The 15,392-nt window shown below is 69.9% G+C and carries 16 protein-coding genes; 4 read left to right on the forward strand and 12 right to left on the reverse strand.

Annotated features, from left to right (window positions below; all coding sequences use genetic code 11):
• Nucleotides 1–85: 85 nt before the first annotated feature.
• A complete protein-coding gene (gene ftsH / locus N787_RS13400) occupies nt 86–1,996 on the reverse strand; it encodes an ATP-dependent zinc metalloprotease FtsH (protein ID WP_034215175.1) in 1,911 nt (636 codons plus the stop codon).
• On the reverse strand, nt 1,993–2,625 hold the full coding sequence (gene rlmE, locus N787_RS13405) for a 23S rRNA (uridine(2552)-2'-O)-methyltransferase RlmE (RefSeq protein WP_034215176.1): 633 nt from the start codon (nt 2,623–2,625) through the stop codon (nt 1,993–1,995). Before rlmE ends, ftsH begins: the two co-directional genes overlap by 4 nt.
• Nucleotides 2,626–2,706: 81 nt before the next feature.
• Here rlmE and yhbY point away from each other — a divergent pair, with 81 nt between their 5' ends.
• Nucleotides 2,707–3,012 carry a ribosome assembly RNA-binding protein YhbY gene (gene yhbY / locus N787_RS13410; RefSeq protein WP_034215177.1) on the forward strand — a complete coding sequence of 102 codons (306 nt, stop codon included), beginning with the start codon at nt 2,707–2,709 and terminating at the stop codon, nt 3,010–3,012.
• A 13-nt stretch (nt 3,013–3,025) separates the two neighbouring features.
• Entirely contained in the window at nt 3,026–3,400 is a 375-nt protein-coding gene (locus N787_RS13415) for an Mth938-like domain-containing protein (protein WP_034215178.1), read from the forward strand.
• An 80-nt stretch (nt 3,401–3,480) separates the two neighbouring features.
• Here N787_RS13415 and N787_RS13420 read toward each other — a convergent pair whose 3' ends face one another.
• From N787_RS13420 to surE, 3 genes are all read right to left on the reverse strand, one after another.
• Nucleotides 3,481–4,446 (reverse strand): peptidoglycan DD-metalloendopeptidase family protein, encoded by a 966-nt coding sequence (locus tag N787_RS13420; RefSeq protein ID WP_034215179.1) that lies wholly within the window; start codon nt 4,444–4,446, stop codon nt 3,481–3,483.
• 86 nt (nt 4,447–4,532) lie between these two features.
• Nucleotides 4,533–5,210 (reverse strand): protein-L-isoaspartate(D-aspartate) O-methyltransferase, encoded by a 678-nt coding sequence (locus tag N787_RS13425; protein ID WP_034215181.1) that lies wholly within the window; start codon nt 5,208–5,210, stop codon nt 4,533–4,535.
• Nucleotides 5,207–5,986 (reverse strand): 5'/3'-nucleotidase SurE, encoded by a 780-nt coding sequence (surE, locus tag N787_RS13430; RefSeq protein WP_034215183.1) that lies wholly within the window; start codon nt 5,984–5,986, stop codon nt 5,207–5,209. Before surE ends, N787_RS13425 begins: the two co-directional genes overlap by 4 nt.
• A 90-nt stretch (nt 5,987–6,076) precedes the next feature.
• Here surE and N787_RS13435 point away from each other — a divergent pair, with 90 nt between their 5' ends.
• Nucleotides 6,077–6,658 carry a Smr/MutS family protein gene (locus N787_RS13435; RefSeq protein ID WP_052575482.1) on the forward strand — a complete coding sequence of 194 codons (582 nt, stop codon included), beginning with the start codon at nt 6,077–6,079 and terminating at the stop codon, nt 6,656–6,658.
• Nucleotides 6,659–6,662: 4 nt separating this feature from the next.
• Here the strand turns inward: N787_RS13435 and truD are convergent, their stop codons facing one another.
• From truD to N787_RS13470, 7 genes are all read right to left on the reverse strand, one after another.
• Nucleotides 6,663–7,691, reverse strand: coding sequence for a tRNA pseudouridine(13) synthase TruD (truD, locus tag N787_RS13440; protein WP_034215184.1), 1,029 nt, complete (start codon nt 7,689–7,691; stop codon nt 6,663–6,665).
• The gene (gene ispF / locus N787_RS13445) at nt 7,688–8,170 is read right to left on the reverse strand and encodes a 2-C-methyl-D-erythritol 2,4-cyclodiphosphate synthase (RefSeq protein WP_034215186.1); all 483 of its coding nucleotides are present in this window, start codon (nt 8,168–8,170) and stop codon (nt 7,688–7,690) included. Before ispF ends, truD begins: the two co-directional genes overlap by 4 nt.
• 89 nt (nt 8,171–8,259) lie before the next feature.
• A complete protein-coding gene (ispD, locus tag N787_RS13450) occupies nt 8,260–8,946 on the reverse strand; it encodes a 2-C-methyl-D-erythritol 4-phosphate cytidylyltransferase (RefSeq protein WP_034215187.1) in 687 nt (228 codons plus the stop codon).
• Complete coding sequence (ftsB, locus tag N787_RS13455) at nt 8,943–9,278, reverse strand: cell division protein FtsB (protein ID WP_034215189.1); 336 nt, start codon at nt 9,276–9,278, stop codon at nt 8,943–8,945. The genes ispD and ftsB overlap by 4 nt, the downstream gene beginning before the upstream one ends.
• A 10-nt stretch (nt 9,279–9,288) precedes the next feature.
• Nucleotides 9,289–10,575, reverse strand: coding sequence for a phosphopyruvate hydratase (gene eno, locus N787_RS13460; protein WP_034215191.1), 1,287 nt, complete (start codon nt 10,573–10,575; stop codon nt 9,289–9,291).
• A 143-nt stretch (nt 10,576–10,718) separates the two neighbouring features.
• Nucleotides 10,719–11,555, reverse strand: a complete 837-nt coding sequence (kdsA, locus tag N787_RS13465; protein WP_034215193.1) for a 3-deoxy-8-phosphooctulonate synthase — start codon at nt 11,553–11,555, stop codon at nt 10,719–10,721.
• A gap of 3 nt (nt 11,556–11,558) precedes the next feature.
• Complete coding sequence (locus tag N787_RS13470) at nt 11,559–13,274, reverse strand: CTP synthase (RefSeq protein WP_084590810.1); 1,716 nt, start codon at nt 13,272–13,274, stop codon at nt 11,559–11,561.
• A 174-nt stretch (nt 13,275–13,448) separates the two neighbouring features.
• On the opposite strand from N787_RS13470, the gene parE reads away from it, so the two are divergent.
• Complete coding sequence (gene parE, locus N787_RS13475) at nt 13,449–15,338, forward strand: DNA topoisomerase IV subunit B (RefSeq protein WP_034215195.1); 1,890 nt, start codon at nt 13,449–13,451, stop codon at nt 15,336–15,338.
• The last annotated feature ends 54 nt before the right edge of the window (nt 15,339–15,392 follow it).

Below are 15,392 nucleotides of genomic sequence, written 5' to 3' on the forward strand. Positions count from 1 at the left end.
AAATGTAGGAGGGCCTTCAGGCCCGAAGCTCTTCGCGGAGAGCTTCGGGCCTGAAGGCCCTCCTACACAAGCGTTGCCGCCGGGATCAGGTCTGCGGCATCGGGCCGCCGAGCGGGCCGGCGGCGCTGCCCGGGCCCGGGTCGTCCTTGGAGATGCGGCCGGACTTGGCCCAGTCGGCCGGCGGACCCGGGCGACGGCCTTCCATGATCGCGTCGATCTGCACGGCGTCGATGGTCTCGTAGGTCAGCAGCGCCTCGGCCATGATGTGCAGCTTGTCCATGTTCTCGGTCAGGATCGTCTTGGTGCGCGCGTAGGCGCGGTCCAGGATGCCGCGCACCACTTCGTCGATCTTGCGGGCGGTGTCGTCCGAGACCGACTTGTGCTGCGTGACCGAACGGCCCAGGAACACCTCGTCCTCTTCGTCGCCGTAGGCTATCGGGCCGAGCTCGTCCGACAGGCCCCACTTGGTGGCCATGTTGCGGGCCATCTTGGTGGCGCGCTCGATGTCGTTGCTGGCGCCGGTGGTGACCTTGTCGGCCCCGAAGATCAGCTCCTCGGCGACGCGGCCGCCGTACAGCGAGCTCAGCATCGACTCGATGTGGGTGCGGTTGTAGCTGTACTTGTCGCCTTCCGGCAGGTACATGGTGACGCCCAGCGCGCGGCCGCGCGGGATGATCGTGACCTTGTACACCGGGTCGTGGTCGGGCACGACGCGGCCGACGATGGCGTGGCCGGCCTCGTGGTAGGCGGTGAGCTTCTTCTCGTCCTCGCTCATGATCATCGAGCGGCGCTCGGTGCCCATCAGGATCTTGTCGCGGGCGCGGTCGAAGTGCTCCATGCGCACGGTCTTGGCGTTCTCGCGGGCGGCGAACAGCGCGGCCTCGTTGACCAGGTTGGCCAGGTCGGCGCCGGAGAAACCCGGGGTGCCGCGGGCGATCGTCATCGCCTCGACGTCGCCGTCCAGCGGCACCTTGCGCATGTGCACCTTGAGGATCTGCTCGCGGCCACGCACGTCCGGCAGGCCCACGGTGACCTGGCGGTCGAAGCGGCCCGGGCGCAGCAGGGCCGGGTCGAGCACGTCCGGGCGGTTGGTGGCGGCGATGATGATCACGCCCTCCCCGCCCTCGAAGCCGTCCATCTCGACCAGCAGCTGGTTCAGGGTCTGCTCGCGCTCGTCGTGGCCGCCGCCCAGGCCGGCACCGCGGTGGCGGCCGACGGCGTCGATCTCATCGATGAAGATGATGCAGGGCGCGTGCTTCTTGGCGGTCTCGAACATGTCGCGCACGCGGCTGGCGCCGACGCCCACGAACATCTCGACGAAATCGGAGCCCGAGATCGAGAAGAACGGCACCTTGGCCTCGCCGGCGATGGCGCGGGCCAGCAGGGTCTTGCCGGTGCCCGGCGGACCGACCATCAGCACGCCGCGCGGGATCTTGCCGCCCAGCTTCTGGAAGCGGCCCGGGTCGCGCAGGAACTCGACCAGCTCGCCCACTTCCTCCTTGGCCTCGTCGCAGCCGGCGACGTCGGCCAGGGTGACCTTGACCTCGTTCTCGCCCTGCATCTTGGCGCGCGACTTGCCGAAGCTCATGGCGCCCTTGCCGCCGCCCTGCTGCATCTGGCGCATGAAATAGATCCAGACGCCGATCAGCAGCAGGATCGGCAGGAAGCTGGTGACCAAGCTCCAGAACAGCGAGCGCTCGGAAGGCTTCTCCTGGACCGTGACCACGTCGTTCTCGAACAGCGTGTCCACCAGCAGCGGGTCGCGCGGGTTGGCGGTGGTGAAGCGGCTGCCGTCCTTGCGCTCGCCGACGATGCCGATGTTGTTGGCGTCGATGTTGACCTTGGCCACGCGGTCGGCCTTCACCTCGTCGATGAACTGGTTGTAGGTCAGTTCGCTGGACGGGGCGTTCACGGGCGCGGACATGCTCTGGAACACCGCCATCAGCACGACGGCGACGATCAACCAGAGCAGGAGGTTCTTGGCCAGGTCATTCATTTAGTGCTTCCTCGGCGCTTGCCCAAAGCCAGCGCATAGACTTCGTTCGATCGGCGACGGGAGGCCGCCGGCTTGCGGATGACCAACTTGTCGTAGCGGGTCCTGAGGTCCTTGACGTAGGCATCGAAGCCCTCGCCCTGGAACAGCTTGATCAGGAAGTTGCCGCCCACCTTCAAGTGGCCTTCCGCGAAATCGCGGGCCAGTTCGGACAGGTACATCGCCCGGGCTTGGTCCACGGTATCCACACCCGTCATGTTGGGGGCCATGTCGGAAAGGACAAGGTCCACCGGCTTGCCGCCGAGCAGGGATTCCAGCTGGGACAATGGCCCGTCCTCTCTGAAATCGCCGTGAATGAATTCGACCCCCGCGATCGGCGGCATGTCGAGGATGTCCAGGGCGATCACGCGGCCCTTGTCACCCAGGTCGCGGCGCACCACCTGGGACCAGCCGCCCGGGGCGGCGCCGAGGTCCACCACGACCATGCCGGGCTTGAGCAGGCGGTCGCGCTCGATCAGCTCCTCGAGCTTGTAGGCCGCGCGCGAGCGCATGCCCTCGGCCTGGGCCTTCTTCACGAAGGGGTCGGCGAAGTGTTCCTGGAGCCAGCGGGGGCTGCTTTTGCTGCGTGCCATGGGGCGGCCGGACGGCCTCGGGAGAGGCGGAAGTGGCCGCCATGATACCCTACGCCCCCTTTCGAACCCGTCCGGAATGTCATGGCCGCCGCCCTCAGCAACCCCCAGAAGCGTTACCTGCGCGGCCTGGCCCACGACCTCAAGCCGGTCATCCTGGTCGGCGCCAAGGGCATCACCGACAGCCTGGTCGCCGAGACCGGCCTGGCCATCGAGCGCCACGAGCTGATCAAGGTGCACGTGGCCGCGGGCGACCGCGAGCTGCGCGACGAGTGGATCGCCGAGCTCTGCACCCGCGCGGATGCCGCGCTGGTGGCGCGCATCGGCAACATGGCCGTGCTGTATCGCCGCAGCCAGGACAATCCGCTGATCGTCCTGCCCAAGGCCTGAGCCCGCCGCCCACGTGCAGCTTTCCCAGGAAAACCCGGACTTCATCTACGTGCTGCGCGGCATCAGCCCCGCCGGCGTGCTGGTGAACCAGGAAACCCTGGCCACCAGCTTCGTGCTGACCCCGAACCAGCTGGTCCAGGACTGGCGGCCGACAGCGGTGGACGACCTGCAGCCGCAGGACATGGACGCCGTGCTGGCGCTGCAGCCCGCGCTGGTGCTGCTCGGCACCGGCCCCCGCCAGCGCTTCCCCGCGCCCGCGGTGATGGCCGCCCTGCTCACCCGCGGCATCGGCCTCGAAGTGATGGACAGCGCCGCTGCCGCCCGCACCTTCAACGTCCTGGCCACCGAAGGCCGCAAGGTCGTCGCCGCCTTCCTCGTCCCCGGCTAAGCTCCCCTGTGGGAGGGACTTCAGTCCCGATGCTCTTCGGCGAACCCCATCGGGACTGAAGTCCCTCCCACAGGGGGACGCTACAGCGGCGGGAGGACGGTGAGCGGGTCGACGGGCTTGCCGTTGCGGCGGACTTCGAAGTGGAGCATGTCGCGGCTGGTGCCGCTGCGGCCGAGTTCGGCGATCTGCTGGCCGGCGGTGACCGCGGTGCCCTCGCCCACCAGGCGCTGGCGGTTGTGGGCATAGGCCGAGAGCCACTCGTCGCTGTGCTTGACGATGATCAGCTCGCCGTAGCCGACCAGGCCCGCGCCGGAATACACCACCACGCCGTCGGCCGCGGCCAGCACGGGTTGGCCCGCGGTGCCGGCGATGTCGATGCCCTGGCGCTTGGGGTCGCCCGCGGCGAAGCGGCCGATCAGCTGGCCGCGCGTGGGCCAGCGCCAGCCGCCGGCGCTGACCGCGGCAGGCACCACCGGCGCCGAGGGCACCACCACCGGCGTGCCCTGCACCGTGCCGGCGCCGGCCGACGACGCCGGAACCGCGGGTCGTGTCGCAGGCGCCGCAGCCACCGCACCGGCGGACGGCGAGGCCGCAGGCGTGCTGGCTGGCGAGGTGGCAGCGGGTCGCGTCGGCGCCGTGGCCGTCGCAGAAGCGCCGGCCGACGGCCGCGCCGGGCTGACGGTTTCGAAGCCCTGGGTCGCCGCGGGTCGCGGCGCGGGCATGCCGGTCACGGAGGCGGTGGCGGCGCCGCGGCCACCCGCCGGCGCCAGGCGCAGCGTCTGGCCGGGGTAGATCGTGTAAGGCGCGGGGATCCGGTTCCAGCCCGCGACCTCGCGGTAATCGAGGCCGTGCCGGAACGCGATGCCGTAAAGCGTGTCGCCGGCGCGCACGCGGTAGTCGCCGCTGCGCGGCGGCGCCTGCACCGACCGCTGGGCCGGCGCGGCGCTGGCCGGGCCTTCGCGCTTGACCACGCGGGAATGGCCGCAGGCCGCCAGCACCAGCGCGGCAGCGAGCAAGACCAGGGCGCGGGCGGGCGAAGGCTTCATTCGTGCATGCTCGTCCAGTCGATGCCGCCCAGGATGACTGCCGGCACAACGCGGCGGGCGGAGCGCAGTGGCCGGGGCGACCTCACTCAGAGCGTCCCGGGCAGCAGCGGCACGAAGACGACGCCGCCGAGGTCTTCCTGCACCAGCGCGCCGTCGATGCGGCGCACGCGCAGCAGGCGCTGGCCGCTGGCGCCGCCGATCGGCGCGACCAGCGTGCCGCCTTCCGGCAGCTGCTCGAACAGCGCCGGTTCGAGCGCCGCGGCGCCGGCGGTGACGATGATGCCGGGGAACGGCGCGTACTCCGGCCAGCCGGCGCGGCCGTCGTCGTGCTTGGTGCGGATGTTGAGGCCGAGGTTGCGGAAGCGGCGGCGCGCCACCCGCAGCAGTTCCTCGATGCGCTCGACGCTGTAGGTTTCCAGCCCCAGCGTGGCCAGCACCGCGGCCTGGTAGCCCGAGCCGGTGCCGACTTCGAGCACGCGCGAAGGCAGGCCGTGCTCGATCAGGGCGGCGGTCATGCGCGCCACCACCCAGGGCTGGGAGATGGTCTGGCCGTTGCCGATCGGCAGCGCGGTGTCTTCGTACGCCCGGCTGGCGAGGGCTTCGTCGATGAACAGGTGCCGCGGCACGGTGCGCATCGCGGTCAGCACGCGCTCGTCGCTGATGCCGCCCTCGGCGCGCAGGCGCTCGATCATGCGGTCGCGCGCGCGCGGCGAGGTCATGCCCAGGCCGTGGGCGGCCGGCTGGGTGTGGAAACGAGGGGTCATGCGCCGGGCTTCATGCCTTCGCCGAGGCCGCCGACCCAGCTGGCCACCTTCTCGAGGGCCTGGTAGCGGGTGAGGTCGACGTGGATCGGGGTGATGGAAATATGGCCCGTGCGCACGGCGTGGAAATCGGTGCCGGGGCCAGCGTCCTGCTCGGGGCCGGCCGGGCCGATCCACCACAGCGGCCGGCCGCGCGGGTCCACCTGCTCGATGCAGGCCTCGGCGCGGTGGCGGTGGCCCAGGCGCGTGACTTCGTAGCCGCGCAGTTGCTCCCACGGCAGGTCGGGCACGTTGACGTTGAGGATGGTGTCGGCCGGCAGCGGGTCCACCAGCAGGCGCGCGGTGATCTCGAGCGCGGCGCGGGCGGCGGTGTCGTAGTGGCGGCCGGAGTGCTCGCTGGTCACCAGCGACATCGCCACGGCGGGCAGGCCCAGGAAGCGGCCTTCCATCGCCGCGGCGACGGTACCGGAGTAGATGACGTCATCGCCGAGGTTGGCGGCGGAGTTGATGCCGCTGACCACGATGTCCGGGTCATCGGCCAGCAGGCCGGTGAGTGCGAGGTGCACGCAGTCGGTGGGCGTGCCGCCGACGCGCCAGACGCGGTCGCCCAGGTCCTTGACCCGGATCGGCGCGTCCAGCGTCAGCGAATTGCTGGCGCCGGACCGGTCGCGGTCGGGGGCCACCACGGTCACGTCGTGGCCGGCGGCCCTCAGGCCTTCGGCCAGCACCCGGATGCCCGGGGCTTCCACGCCATCGTCATTGCTAACCAGTACGCGCATTCGGGGTCCCGCGGAAAGTCCACATGATAACGGATGCACCCGCACCCGCGGCCACCTTGCCATCACCGCGGCGCGGGGTAGTCTGTCCCAATGAAGCGCAAGCCGCCCCGCCCGCCCGCCGTGGCCCCCGAAGACGTCGCGCTGTTCCGCGAGGCGATCGGCGAGGTGCGGGAGATCGCGCCGCCGCCGGCCGCGCCCGAGCGGCCGCGGCCGGCGCCGGTGCCGCGGATGCAGGCCCGCGACGAGGAACTGGCGCTGGTGCAGTCGCGCACCGCCAGCTACCTGGAGGCCACGATTGATGCCGCCGAGGCCCTGGCCTACCGCCGCGACGAGGTTCCGGAAAAGGTGCTCAAGGCACTCAAGCGCGGCCAGTACAGCCTGGGCGGCGAGCTCGACCTGCACCAGCTGCGGGCGGTCGAGGCCGAGCGCTGGCTGCGCGAGTTCCTGCACGAATCGCGGGCCCTGGGCCACGCCTGCGTGCGCGTGATCCACGGCAAGGGCCTGCGCACCGCCGAAGGCGGCTCGGTGCTCAAGGCGATGGTGGACCGGATGCTGCGCCACCGGGCCGACGTGCTGGCCTTCGCCTCGGCACCCGAGGCGATGGGCGGCACCGGCGCCGTGCTGGTGCTGCTGGCGAAGAAGCGGCCCGGCGAGCGCCTGGGCCTGGGCTGAGGCCTCAGCGGCCGCCGCTGGCGTCGGTGACCGCGCCCAGTTCGTCCAGCAGGCCGGTGGCGTAGGCGCCGGGGGCCAGCGCGAAGCGCAGCTCCAGTTCATCGGCCGCCGGCCACTGCCACTGCAGGTCGTGCACGCGCACCCGCAGCGCGCGCCGCTCCTGCTTCATGCCGGCGCCCTCGAGGCCTGCGCGCAAGTCGGCGAAGGGTTCGACCGCCGCTTCCTCCAGCGCCCGCACCGCATCGCGCGAACGCAGCTCGCCCAGGCCCCACTGCGGGCCGGTCGGATGGATGTCCTGGCCCGCGGCGCGGGCACGGGTGGCGTCATTGATCGGCTCGGGGCCGAACACGCTCTGGCTGCCGTCGAGCATCCAGACCTCGCCGGCGTCGCCGGTGGCCCAGGTGCCCGCGGCGATACGGGCCGCGAGCACGGCGTTGAAGATCTCCGAGCGCGCGGCCGAAAGGTAGATCGAGCGCTGCTCGCGCTGGACCCGCTGGCCGGCGAACATCCGGCGCGCCGCCTCGACGTTGTCGCCTTCGCGGCCAAAGCGCTGCGCGCCGAAGTAGTTGGGCAGGCCGTGTGCCGAGATCGCCTGCAGGCGCCGTTCGATGGCGTCGCGATCGCCAATGACGTCGCGCAGGCGCAGCACGAAGCGGTTGCCCTTCAGCGCGCCCTTGGGCAGCTTGCGGTTGTGCCAGTGCGAGGCCAGCACGCGCAGGTCGTCGGACACGAGCGCGTCGAGCGCCGGCGCCACGCGCTTGGGGAAATGCACCGAGAAGCGCTGCCGGGTGACGGCGTGGCGGTCCTTCATGCCGGCGTAGCCGACGCCCATCTCGGGGATGCCGGCCCAACGCGCGATGCGCTTGGCGGCGAAGGCGGTGTTCATGCCGCGCTTCTCGACGGTGAGCAGCAGGTGTTCGCCCTCGCCGGTCGGCTCGAAGCCGTCGATCTCCTCGACCTGGAAATCCTCGGGCTCGACCCGGAAGCGGGCCTGCAGCACCGGCGCGCCGTGGGCGCGCGGCAGCCCGCTCACGCGCGCACCAGCAGCGCCACGGCCATCGCGGCCAGGCCTTCGCCGCGGCCGGTGAAGCCGAGCTTCTCCGAGGTGGTGGCTTTCACGCTGATGGCGTCGACGTCCACGCCGAGATCCCCGGCGAGGTTGGCGCGCATCGCGGCGGCGTGCGGCGCGACCTTGGGCCGCTCGCAGACCACGGTGACGTCCGCATTTCCCACCTCCCAGCCGCGCTCGGCCAGCAGCGCGCGGCAGTGGCGCAGGAACTGGCGGCTGTCGGCATCCTTCCAGCGATCATCCGACGGCGGGAAATGCACGCCGATGTCGCCCAGCGCCAGCGCACCCAGCAGCGCGTCGCACAGCGCATGGATCACCACGTCGCCATCCGAATGCGCCACCACCCCGCGCTCATGCGCAATCCGCACCCCACCGAGCACGACATGGTCGCCCTCGCCGTATGCGTGCACGTCGTAACCCTGGCCTACTCGAATGTCTTTCATTGTTTTCTTTTAGCCACTGATGAACACAGATGAACACGGATAAGAGCGAATGAATCTGTGTTCATCTGTGTTCATCCGTGGCAAAAAAATTAGGCCCCGTTCGACAGCAGGAACTCGGCGAGGGCGAGGTCGGCGGGGGTGGTGATCTTGAGGTTGTCTTCGCGGCCTTCGACGAGGCAGGGGCGGAGGCCGAGGCGTTCCATGGCCATGGCTTCGTCGGTGGGGCGGACGCCGGCGCGCAGGGCGGCCTCGAGGGCGCGGGTCAGGCCGCCGCGGCGGAACAGCTGTGGCGTGAGCGCGCGCCAGAGATGCTCGCGCGGTTCGGTGGCCTGGCTCTTGCCGAGGTCGTCGGCGCGCTTGAGCGTGTCGCGCACCGGCGCCGCCAGCAGCGCGCCCACCGGGTCGGCCTGGCCGATCTGCAGCAGGCGCGCCAGGTCCTGCGCGCGCAGGCAGGGCCGCGCCGCGTCGTGCACCAGTACCCACTGGTCGGCATCCACCGTGGCCGGCAGCGCGTGCAGCGCGGCCAGCACCGAGTCGGCGCGCTCGGCGCCGCCGACGCAGGTGAGCACCGGCTTGCCGCCGATCTCCCGCCATCCCGGCCAGTCGGCGTCTTCCGGCGAAAGCGCCACCACCACGCCGTCCACGTCGTCGTGCGAGAGCACGGCGCGCAGGCTGTGTTCGATCACCGTGCGGCCCGCGAGCGGAAGGTATTGCTTGGGGCGTTCGCCGCCGAAGCGCGTGCCCCGGCCGGCGGCGGGCACGATGGCCCAGGTCATTCCCCGCCCTCGCCGGCATCGCGCGGCGCTTCTGCCGCCGGCGGCGTCGCGCCCGCCGGCTCCACCACGCGGTAGAAGGTTTCACCGGGCTTGATCATGCCCAGCTCGCTGCGGGCGCGGTCCTCGACCGCGGCCTCGCCCGACTTGAGGTCCTCGACTTCGGCCGACAGCGCGTCGTTGCGCTGCTGCAGCCGCGCGTTCTCGCGCCGCTGGTCCGCCACGCGCTCTTCCAGCACCCGCGCCTCGCCGAGGGCGCCCTCGCCCAGCCACAGCTTGAACTGCAGGCCCGCGAGGGCCAGCAGCAGCAGGGCGAAGGGCCACCAGCGGCGCAAGCGCGTCGGCTCAGCGCTTGAGGCTGATGAAGGCGTCGCGGCCGGCGTAGCGGGCCTGGGCCCCCAGCGCTTCCTCGATGCGCAGCAGCTGGTTGTACTTGGCCACGCGGTCGCTGCGGCAGAGCGAGCCGGTCTTGATCTGGGTGGCCGTGGTGGCGACCGCGATGTCGGCGATGGTCGTGTCCTCGGTCTCGCCCGAGCGGTGCGACACGATCGCGGCGTAGCGGTGCGCGTCGGCCATCGCGATGGCCTCCAGCGTCTCGGTCAGCGTGCCGATCTGGTTGACCTTGATCAGGATGGCGTTGGCCACGCCCTGGTCGATGCCGTCCTTGAAGATCTTCGGGTTGGTCACGAACAGGTCGTCGCCGACCAGCTGCACCTTGCCCGACAGCCGCTCGGTCAGCAGCTTCCAGCCGGCCCAGTCGTTCTCGGCCATGCCGTCCTCGATCGTGATGATCGGGTACTGCGCGCTCCAGCCGGCCAGGAAATCAACGAACTGCTCGGGGGTGAGGCGCTTGCCCTCGCCCACCAGGTTGTACTTGCCGTTCTCGAAGAACTCCGAGCTGGCTACGTCCAGGCCCAGCAGCACGTCTTCGCCGGCCTTGTAGCCGGCCTTGCCGATCGCCTCGAGGATGACCTCGATCGCTTCCTCGTTCGAGCGCAGGTCTGGCGCGAAGCCGCCCTCGTCGCCGACCGCGGTGCCCAGGCCCTTGCCCTTGAGCACGGCCTTGAGCGAATGGAAGACCTCGGTGCCGCAGCGCAGCGCCTCGGCGAAGCTGTCGCAGCCCACCGGCAGCACCATGAACTCCTGCATGTCGACGTTGTTGTCGGCATGCGCGCCGCCGTTGATGATGTTCATCATCGGCACCGGCAGCGACACCGCGCGGCTGCCGGCCAGGTGCTGCCAGAGCGGCTGGCGCTTCGACGCCGCCACCGCGTGCGCGTTGGCCATGGACACGCCGAGCAGCGCGTTGGCGCCCAGGCGGCCCTTGTTCTCGGTGCCGTCGAGGTTGATGAGCTTGGCGTCCAGGCCGGCCTGGTCGGCGCCGTCGAAGCCCTTGAGCGCGTCCGCAATCGTCGTGTTGACGTTGGCCACGGCCTTGCGCACGCCCTTGCCGAGGTAGCGGCTCTTGTCGCCGTCGCGCAGCTCCACGGCTTCCTTGGTACCGGTGGACGCGCCCGAGGGCACCATCGCGCGGCCAAAGCTGCCGTCGGCCAGCGTGACTTCCGCTTCAAGAGTGGGGTTGCCGCGGCTGTCGAGGATTTCGCGGGCGTGGACTTTGCTGATCGTGGTCATGTTGGCTCTTGGCAAGGTGTGGGTTTACGTGTCCGAACGCGGATAAAGGCGGATGCGCGCGGATAAAAGCGGATGAATCAACTAAAATTTCAGGCTTTATCCGCTCTTATCCGCGCGCATCCGCCTTTATCCGCGTTCAATACTCAGCGGTCGGTCATCTCGAGGAATCCGGCCTGCTTAGTAACGCGGTCGAGCTCCAGCAGGGTCGTGAGCAGCGCTTCCATTTTCGGCAGCGGCCAGGCATTGGGGCCGTCGGAAAGGGCCTTGTCCGGGTCCGGGTGGGTTTCCATGAAGAGGCCGCTGATGCCGACGGCCACCGCCGCGCGCGACAGCACCGGCACGAACTCGCGCTGGCCGCCGCTCTTGCCGCCCATGCCGCCGGGCAGCTGCACCGAATGGGTGGCGTCGAACACCACCGGGCAGCCGGTGTCGCGCATCACGCTCAGCGAGCGCATGTCGGACACCAGGTTGTTGTAGCCGAAGCTGACGCCGCGCTCGCAGGCCATGATTTGCGTGTTGCCCGTGGCGCGCGCCTTGTCGGTGACGTGCTTCATCTCCCAGGGCGAGAGGAACTGGCCCTTCTTGATGTTCACCGGCTTGCCGGCGCTGGCGACCTTCTGGATGAAGTCGGTCTGGCGGCAGAGGAAGGCCGGCGTCTGCAGCACGTCCACCACCGAGGCCACTTCGTCCATCGGGGTGTATTCGTGCACGTCGGTGAGCACGGGCACGCCGAGCTGGCGCTTCACTTCGGCCAGCACCTTCAGGCCCGCTTCCATGCCGGGGCCGCGGAAGCTGGTGCCGGAGGTGCGGTTGGCCTTGTCGAAGCTGGACTTGAAGATGAAGTTGATGCCGAGCCGGCCGGTGATTTCCTTGAGCTGGCCGGCCACGTCGACCTGCAGCTGCTCGGATTCGATCACGCAGGGGCCGGCGATCAGGAAGAAGGGCTGGTCGAGTCCGACCTTGAAGCCGCAAAGATCCATTAGTCAGTTGCCTCCTGTAGGAGCGGCTTCAGCCGCGAATGCCGCGTTCTGGCCCAAAGGCTTCGGGCCTGAAGGCCCTCCTACAAGGGCACGGGCCTTGTGTTCGCGGGCGGCGCGGATGAAGCCGATGAAGAGCGGATGGCCGTCGCGCGGCGTGGAGAGGAACTCCGGATGCGCCTGGCAGGCCACGAACCACGGGTGCGAGGGCAGCTCGATCATCTCCACCAGCAGGTCGTCCATCGACTTGGCGCTGATCACCAAGCCGGCGTCCTCGAGCTGGGTGCGGTAACGGTTGTTGAACTCGTAGCGGTGGCGGTGGCGCTCGCCGACCACGTCCTTGCCGTAGATCTCGCGGGCCCGGGTGCCGGGCTTGAGGCGCTGGTCCTGCAAGCCCAGGCGCATGGTGCCGCCGAGGTCGGACTTCTCGTCGCGGCGCTCCACTTCACCGCTGGCGGTACGCCATTCGGTGATCAGGCCGATGACCGGGTGCGCGCAGTTGCGGTCGTTCTCGGTGCTGTTGGCGCCGGCCAGGCCGGCCACGTGGCGGGCGAAGTCCACCACCGCCGCCTGCATGCCGTAGCAGATGCCGAAGTACGGGATGCCCTGCTCGCGCGCGTGCTTGACCGTGAGCACCTTGCCCTCGAAACCGCGGTCGCCGAAGCCGCCGGGCACCAGGATGGCGTCCACGCCGGCCAGCACGCCCACGCCTTCCTTCTCGACCTGCTCGGACTCGAGCCACTTCAGGCGCACGCGGGTGCGCTGGCGCAGGCCGCCGTGCTTGAGCGCCTCGGACAGCGACTTGTAGGCGTCCTGGTGGTCGATGTACTTGCCGACCACGGCCACGGTGACTTCATCCACCGGATGCTCGACCGCGTCCACCACCGCCTGCCACTCGGACAGGTCGGCCGGCCTGGCCTTGTCTTCCAGCCGCAGGCGCTCGACCGCGATCTGGTCGAGCTGCTGGCTGTGCAGCCACAGCGGCAGCTTGTAGATGTTGTCCACGTCCACGCAGCTGATGACGGCCTTCTCGTGCACGTTGGTGAACAGCGCGATCTTGCGGCGCTCGGAGTCCGGCAGCGGCTTCTCGCTGCGGCAGACCAGGATGTCGGGCTGGATGCCGATCGAGCGCAGCTCCTTCACCGAGTGCTGGGTGGGCTTGGTCTTGAGCTCGCCGGCGGCCGCGATGTAGGGCACCAGGGTCAGGTGCATGAAGATCGCCTGGTCCGGGCCGCGCTCGGTGCGGATCTGGCGGATGGCCTCGAGGAAGGGCAGCGACTCGATGTCGCCGACCGTGCCGCCGATCTCGACCAGGCCGACGTCGAAGCCGTCGGTGGCCTCGAAGATGGCGCGCTTGATCTCGTCGGTGATGTGCGGGATCACCTGCACGGTGCCGCCGAGGTAGTCGCCGCGGCGCTCCTTGCGGATCACGTTCTCGTAGATGCGGCCGGTGGTGACCGAGTTCTTGCGGCTCAGGCGCACGCGCAGGAAGCGCTCGTAGTGGCCCAGGTCCAGGTCGGTCTCGGCGCCGTCGTCGGTGACGTAGACCTCGCCGTGCTGGAACGGGCTCATGGTGCCCGGGTCCACGTTGATATAGGGATCGAGCTTCATCATGGTCACGCGCAGGCCGCGCGCTTCCAGGATGGCGGCCAGCGAGGCCGCGGCGATGCCCTTGCCTAGCGAGGACACCACGCCACCGGTAACGAAGATAAGACGAGTCATGGGATGTGGGGGCGCTGGAAAACCGCATTCTACCGGCTCGGCCGCCCCGGGGCGAGAAACTTTTTCGCATCAATGACTTGAAACGGCAGGCCGGCGGCCCCGCCTTGACCGACCGGGGCGCGACGCCCATCCTGCGGCCTCCCGCCGCCCTGCCCCACCCGAGCCCACCCCCGGATGAACACCCGCTACAACGCCGCCGACATCGAAGTCCTCTCGGGCCTGGACCCGGTCAAGCGCCGCCCCGGCATGTACACCGACACCACCCGGCCGAACCACCTGGCCCAGGAAGTGATCGACAACTCGGTGGACGAGGCGCTGGGCGGCCACGCGAAGACGGTCGAGGTGACGATCTTCGCCGACGGCAGCTGCGAGGTGATCGACGACGGCCGCGGCATGCCGGTCGACATCCACCCCGAGGAAAAGATCCCGGGCATCGAGCTGATCATGACCCGCCTGCATGCGGGCGGTAAGTTCAGCGGCAAGAACTACACCTTCTCCGGCGGCCTGCACGGCGTCGGCGTGAGCGTGGTGAACGCGCTGTCGAAGCGGGTCGAGGTGTTCATCCGGCGCGAAGGCCAGGAGCACCGGATGGAGTTCCGCGACGGCGACCGCAGCTCGGCGCTCGAGGTCGTGGGCACGGTGGGCAAGCGCAACACGGGTACCCGCCTGCGTTTCTGGCCGGATCCGAAGTACTTCGACACCCCGAAGATCCACGCCAAGTCGCTGCGCCACCTGCTGCGCGCCAAGGCCGTGCTCTGCCCCGGCCTGACCGTGAAGCTGTACGACGAGGCCACCGGCGAGCGCAACGAGTGGTACTACGAGAACGGCCTGCGCGACTACCTGCGCGGCGAACTGGTGGGCCGCGAGCTGCTGCCGGCCGACCTGTTCGTGGGCCACGTGGCCAAGGACACCGAGGTCGTGGACTGGGCCGTGGCCTGGGTGCCCGACGGCGAGCTGGTGCAGGAAAGCTATGTCAACCTGATCCCGACCGCGCAGGGCGGCACCCACGTCAACGGCCTGCGCTCGGGCTTCACCGACGCGCTGCGCGAGTTCTGCGACTTCCGCAACCTGCTGCCGCGCGGCGTGAAGCTGGCGCCCGAGGACGTCTGGGACCGCGTGAGCTACGTGCTCAGCATCAAGATGACCGACCCGCAGTTCAGCGGCCAGACCAAGGAGCGGCTGAGTTCGCGCCAGGCCGCGGCCTTCGTCGAGAACGCCTCGCACGATGCGTTCTCGCTCTGGCTGAACCAGCACGTCGAGACCGGCCTGCAGATCGCCCAGCTCGCCATCGACCGCGCCGCGGCGCGCCTGAAGACCGAGAAGCAGGTCACCCGCAAGAAGATCACCCAGGGCCCGGCCCTGCCCGGCAAGCTGGCCGACTGCATCAGCCAGGACCTGGGCCGCACCGAGCTGTTCCTGGTCGAGGGCGACTCGGCCGGCGGCAGCGCCCGACAGGCCCGCGACAAGGAGTTCCAGGCCATCCTGCCGCTGCGCGGCAAGATCCTGAACACCTGGGAAGTCGAATCCAGCGGCGTGCTGGCCTCGAACGAAGTGCACGACCTGGCCGTGGCCATCGGCTGCGACCCGGGCGTGGAGAACATCGACGGCCTGCGCTACGGCAAGGTGATCATCCTGGCCGACGCCGACTCCGACGGACTGCACATCGCCACCCTGCTCTCGGCCCTGTTCCTGCGCCATTTCCCGGCATTGGTGCGGGCCGGCAACATCTTCGTGGCGATGCCGCCGCTGTTCCGCGTGGACGTGGGCAAGCAGGTCTTCTACGCGCTGGACGAGGAAGAGAAGCGGATCCTGCTCGACCGGATTGAGAAAGAGAAGATCCGCGGCCAGGTCAACGTCACCCGCTTCAAGGGCCTGGGCGAAATGAACCCGGTGCAGCTGCGCGAATCCACCATCCACCCGGATACCCGCCGGCTGGTGCAGCTGACGGTCGACGACGCCGACGAGACCCGTTCGCTGATGGACATGCTGCTGGCCAAGAAGCGCGCCTCGGACCGCAAGGCCTGGCTGGAAGCCAAGGGCGACCTGGCCTCGCTCGAGGTCTGAGCCGCCTGCCGCGCCGGCCGGCCCGCGCCGGCACCCGGGCCGAAACCGTGACCC

The sequence above is a fragment of the Arenimonas metalli CF5-1 genome (genome assembly GCF_000747155.1).
Classification (GTDB): domain Bacteria; phylum Pseudomonadota; class Gammaproteobacteria; order Xanthomonadales; family Xanthomonadaceae; genus Arenimonas; species Arenimonas metalli.

What these genes read in the sequence shown, in the direction of transcription:
- ftsH (WP_034215175.1), bottom strand. Translation starts at nt 1,996, where the DNA reads ATGAATGACCTGGCCAAGAACCTCCTGCTCTGGTTGATCGTCGCCGTC.
- rlmE (WP_034215176.1), bottom strand. Translation starts at nt 2,625, where the DNA reads ATGGCACGCAGCAAAAGCAGCCCCCGCTGGCTCCAGGAACACTTCGCC.
- yhbY (WP_034215177.1), top strand. Translation starts at nt 2,707, where the DNA reads ATGGCCGCCGCCCTCAGCAACCCCCAGAAGCGTTACCTGCGCGGCCTG.
- N787_RS13420 (WP_034215179.1), bottom strand. Translation starts at nt 4,446, where the DNA reads ATGAAGCCTTCGCCCGCCCGCGCCCTGGTCTTGCTCGCTGCCGCGCTG.
- N787_RS13425 (WP_034215181.1), bottom strand. Translation starts at nt 5,210, where the DNA reads ATGACCCCTCGTTTCCACACCCAGCCGGCCGCCCACGGCCTGGGCATG.
- surE (WP_034215183.1), bottom strand. Translation starts at nt 5,986, where the DNA reads ATGCGCGTACTGGTTAGCAATGACGATGGCGTGGAAGCCCCGGGCATC.
- N787_RS13435 (WP_052575482.1), top strand. Translation starts at nt 6,077, where the DNA reads ATGAAGCGCAAGCCGCCCCGCCCGCCCGCCGTGGCCCCCGAAGACGTC.
- ispF (WP_034215186.1), bottom strand. Translation starts at nt 8,170, where the DNA reads ATGAAAGACATTCGAGTAGGCCAGGGTTACGACGTGCACGCATACGGC.
- ispD (WP_034215187.1), bottom strand. Translation starts at nt 8,946, where the DNA reads ATGACCTGGGCCATCGTGCCCGCCGCCGGCCGGGGCACGCGCTTCGGC.
- eno (WP_034215191.1), bottom strand. Translation starts at nt 10,575, where the DNA reads ATGACCACGATCAGCAAAGTCCACGCCCGCGAAATCCTCGACAGCCGC.
- kdsA (WP_034215193.1), bottom strand. Translation starts at nt 11,555, where the DNA reads ATGGATCTTTGCGGCTTCAAGGTCGGACTCGACCAGCCCTTCTTCCTG.
- N787_RS13470 (WP_084590810.1), bottom strand. Translation starts at nt 13,274, where the DNA reads ATGACTCGTCTTATCTTCGTTACCGGTGGCGTGGTGTCCTCGCTAGGC.
- parE (WP_034215195.1), top strand. Translation starts at nt 13,449, where the DNA reads ATGAACACCCGCTACAACGCCGCCGACATCGAAGTCCTCTCGGGCCTG.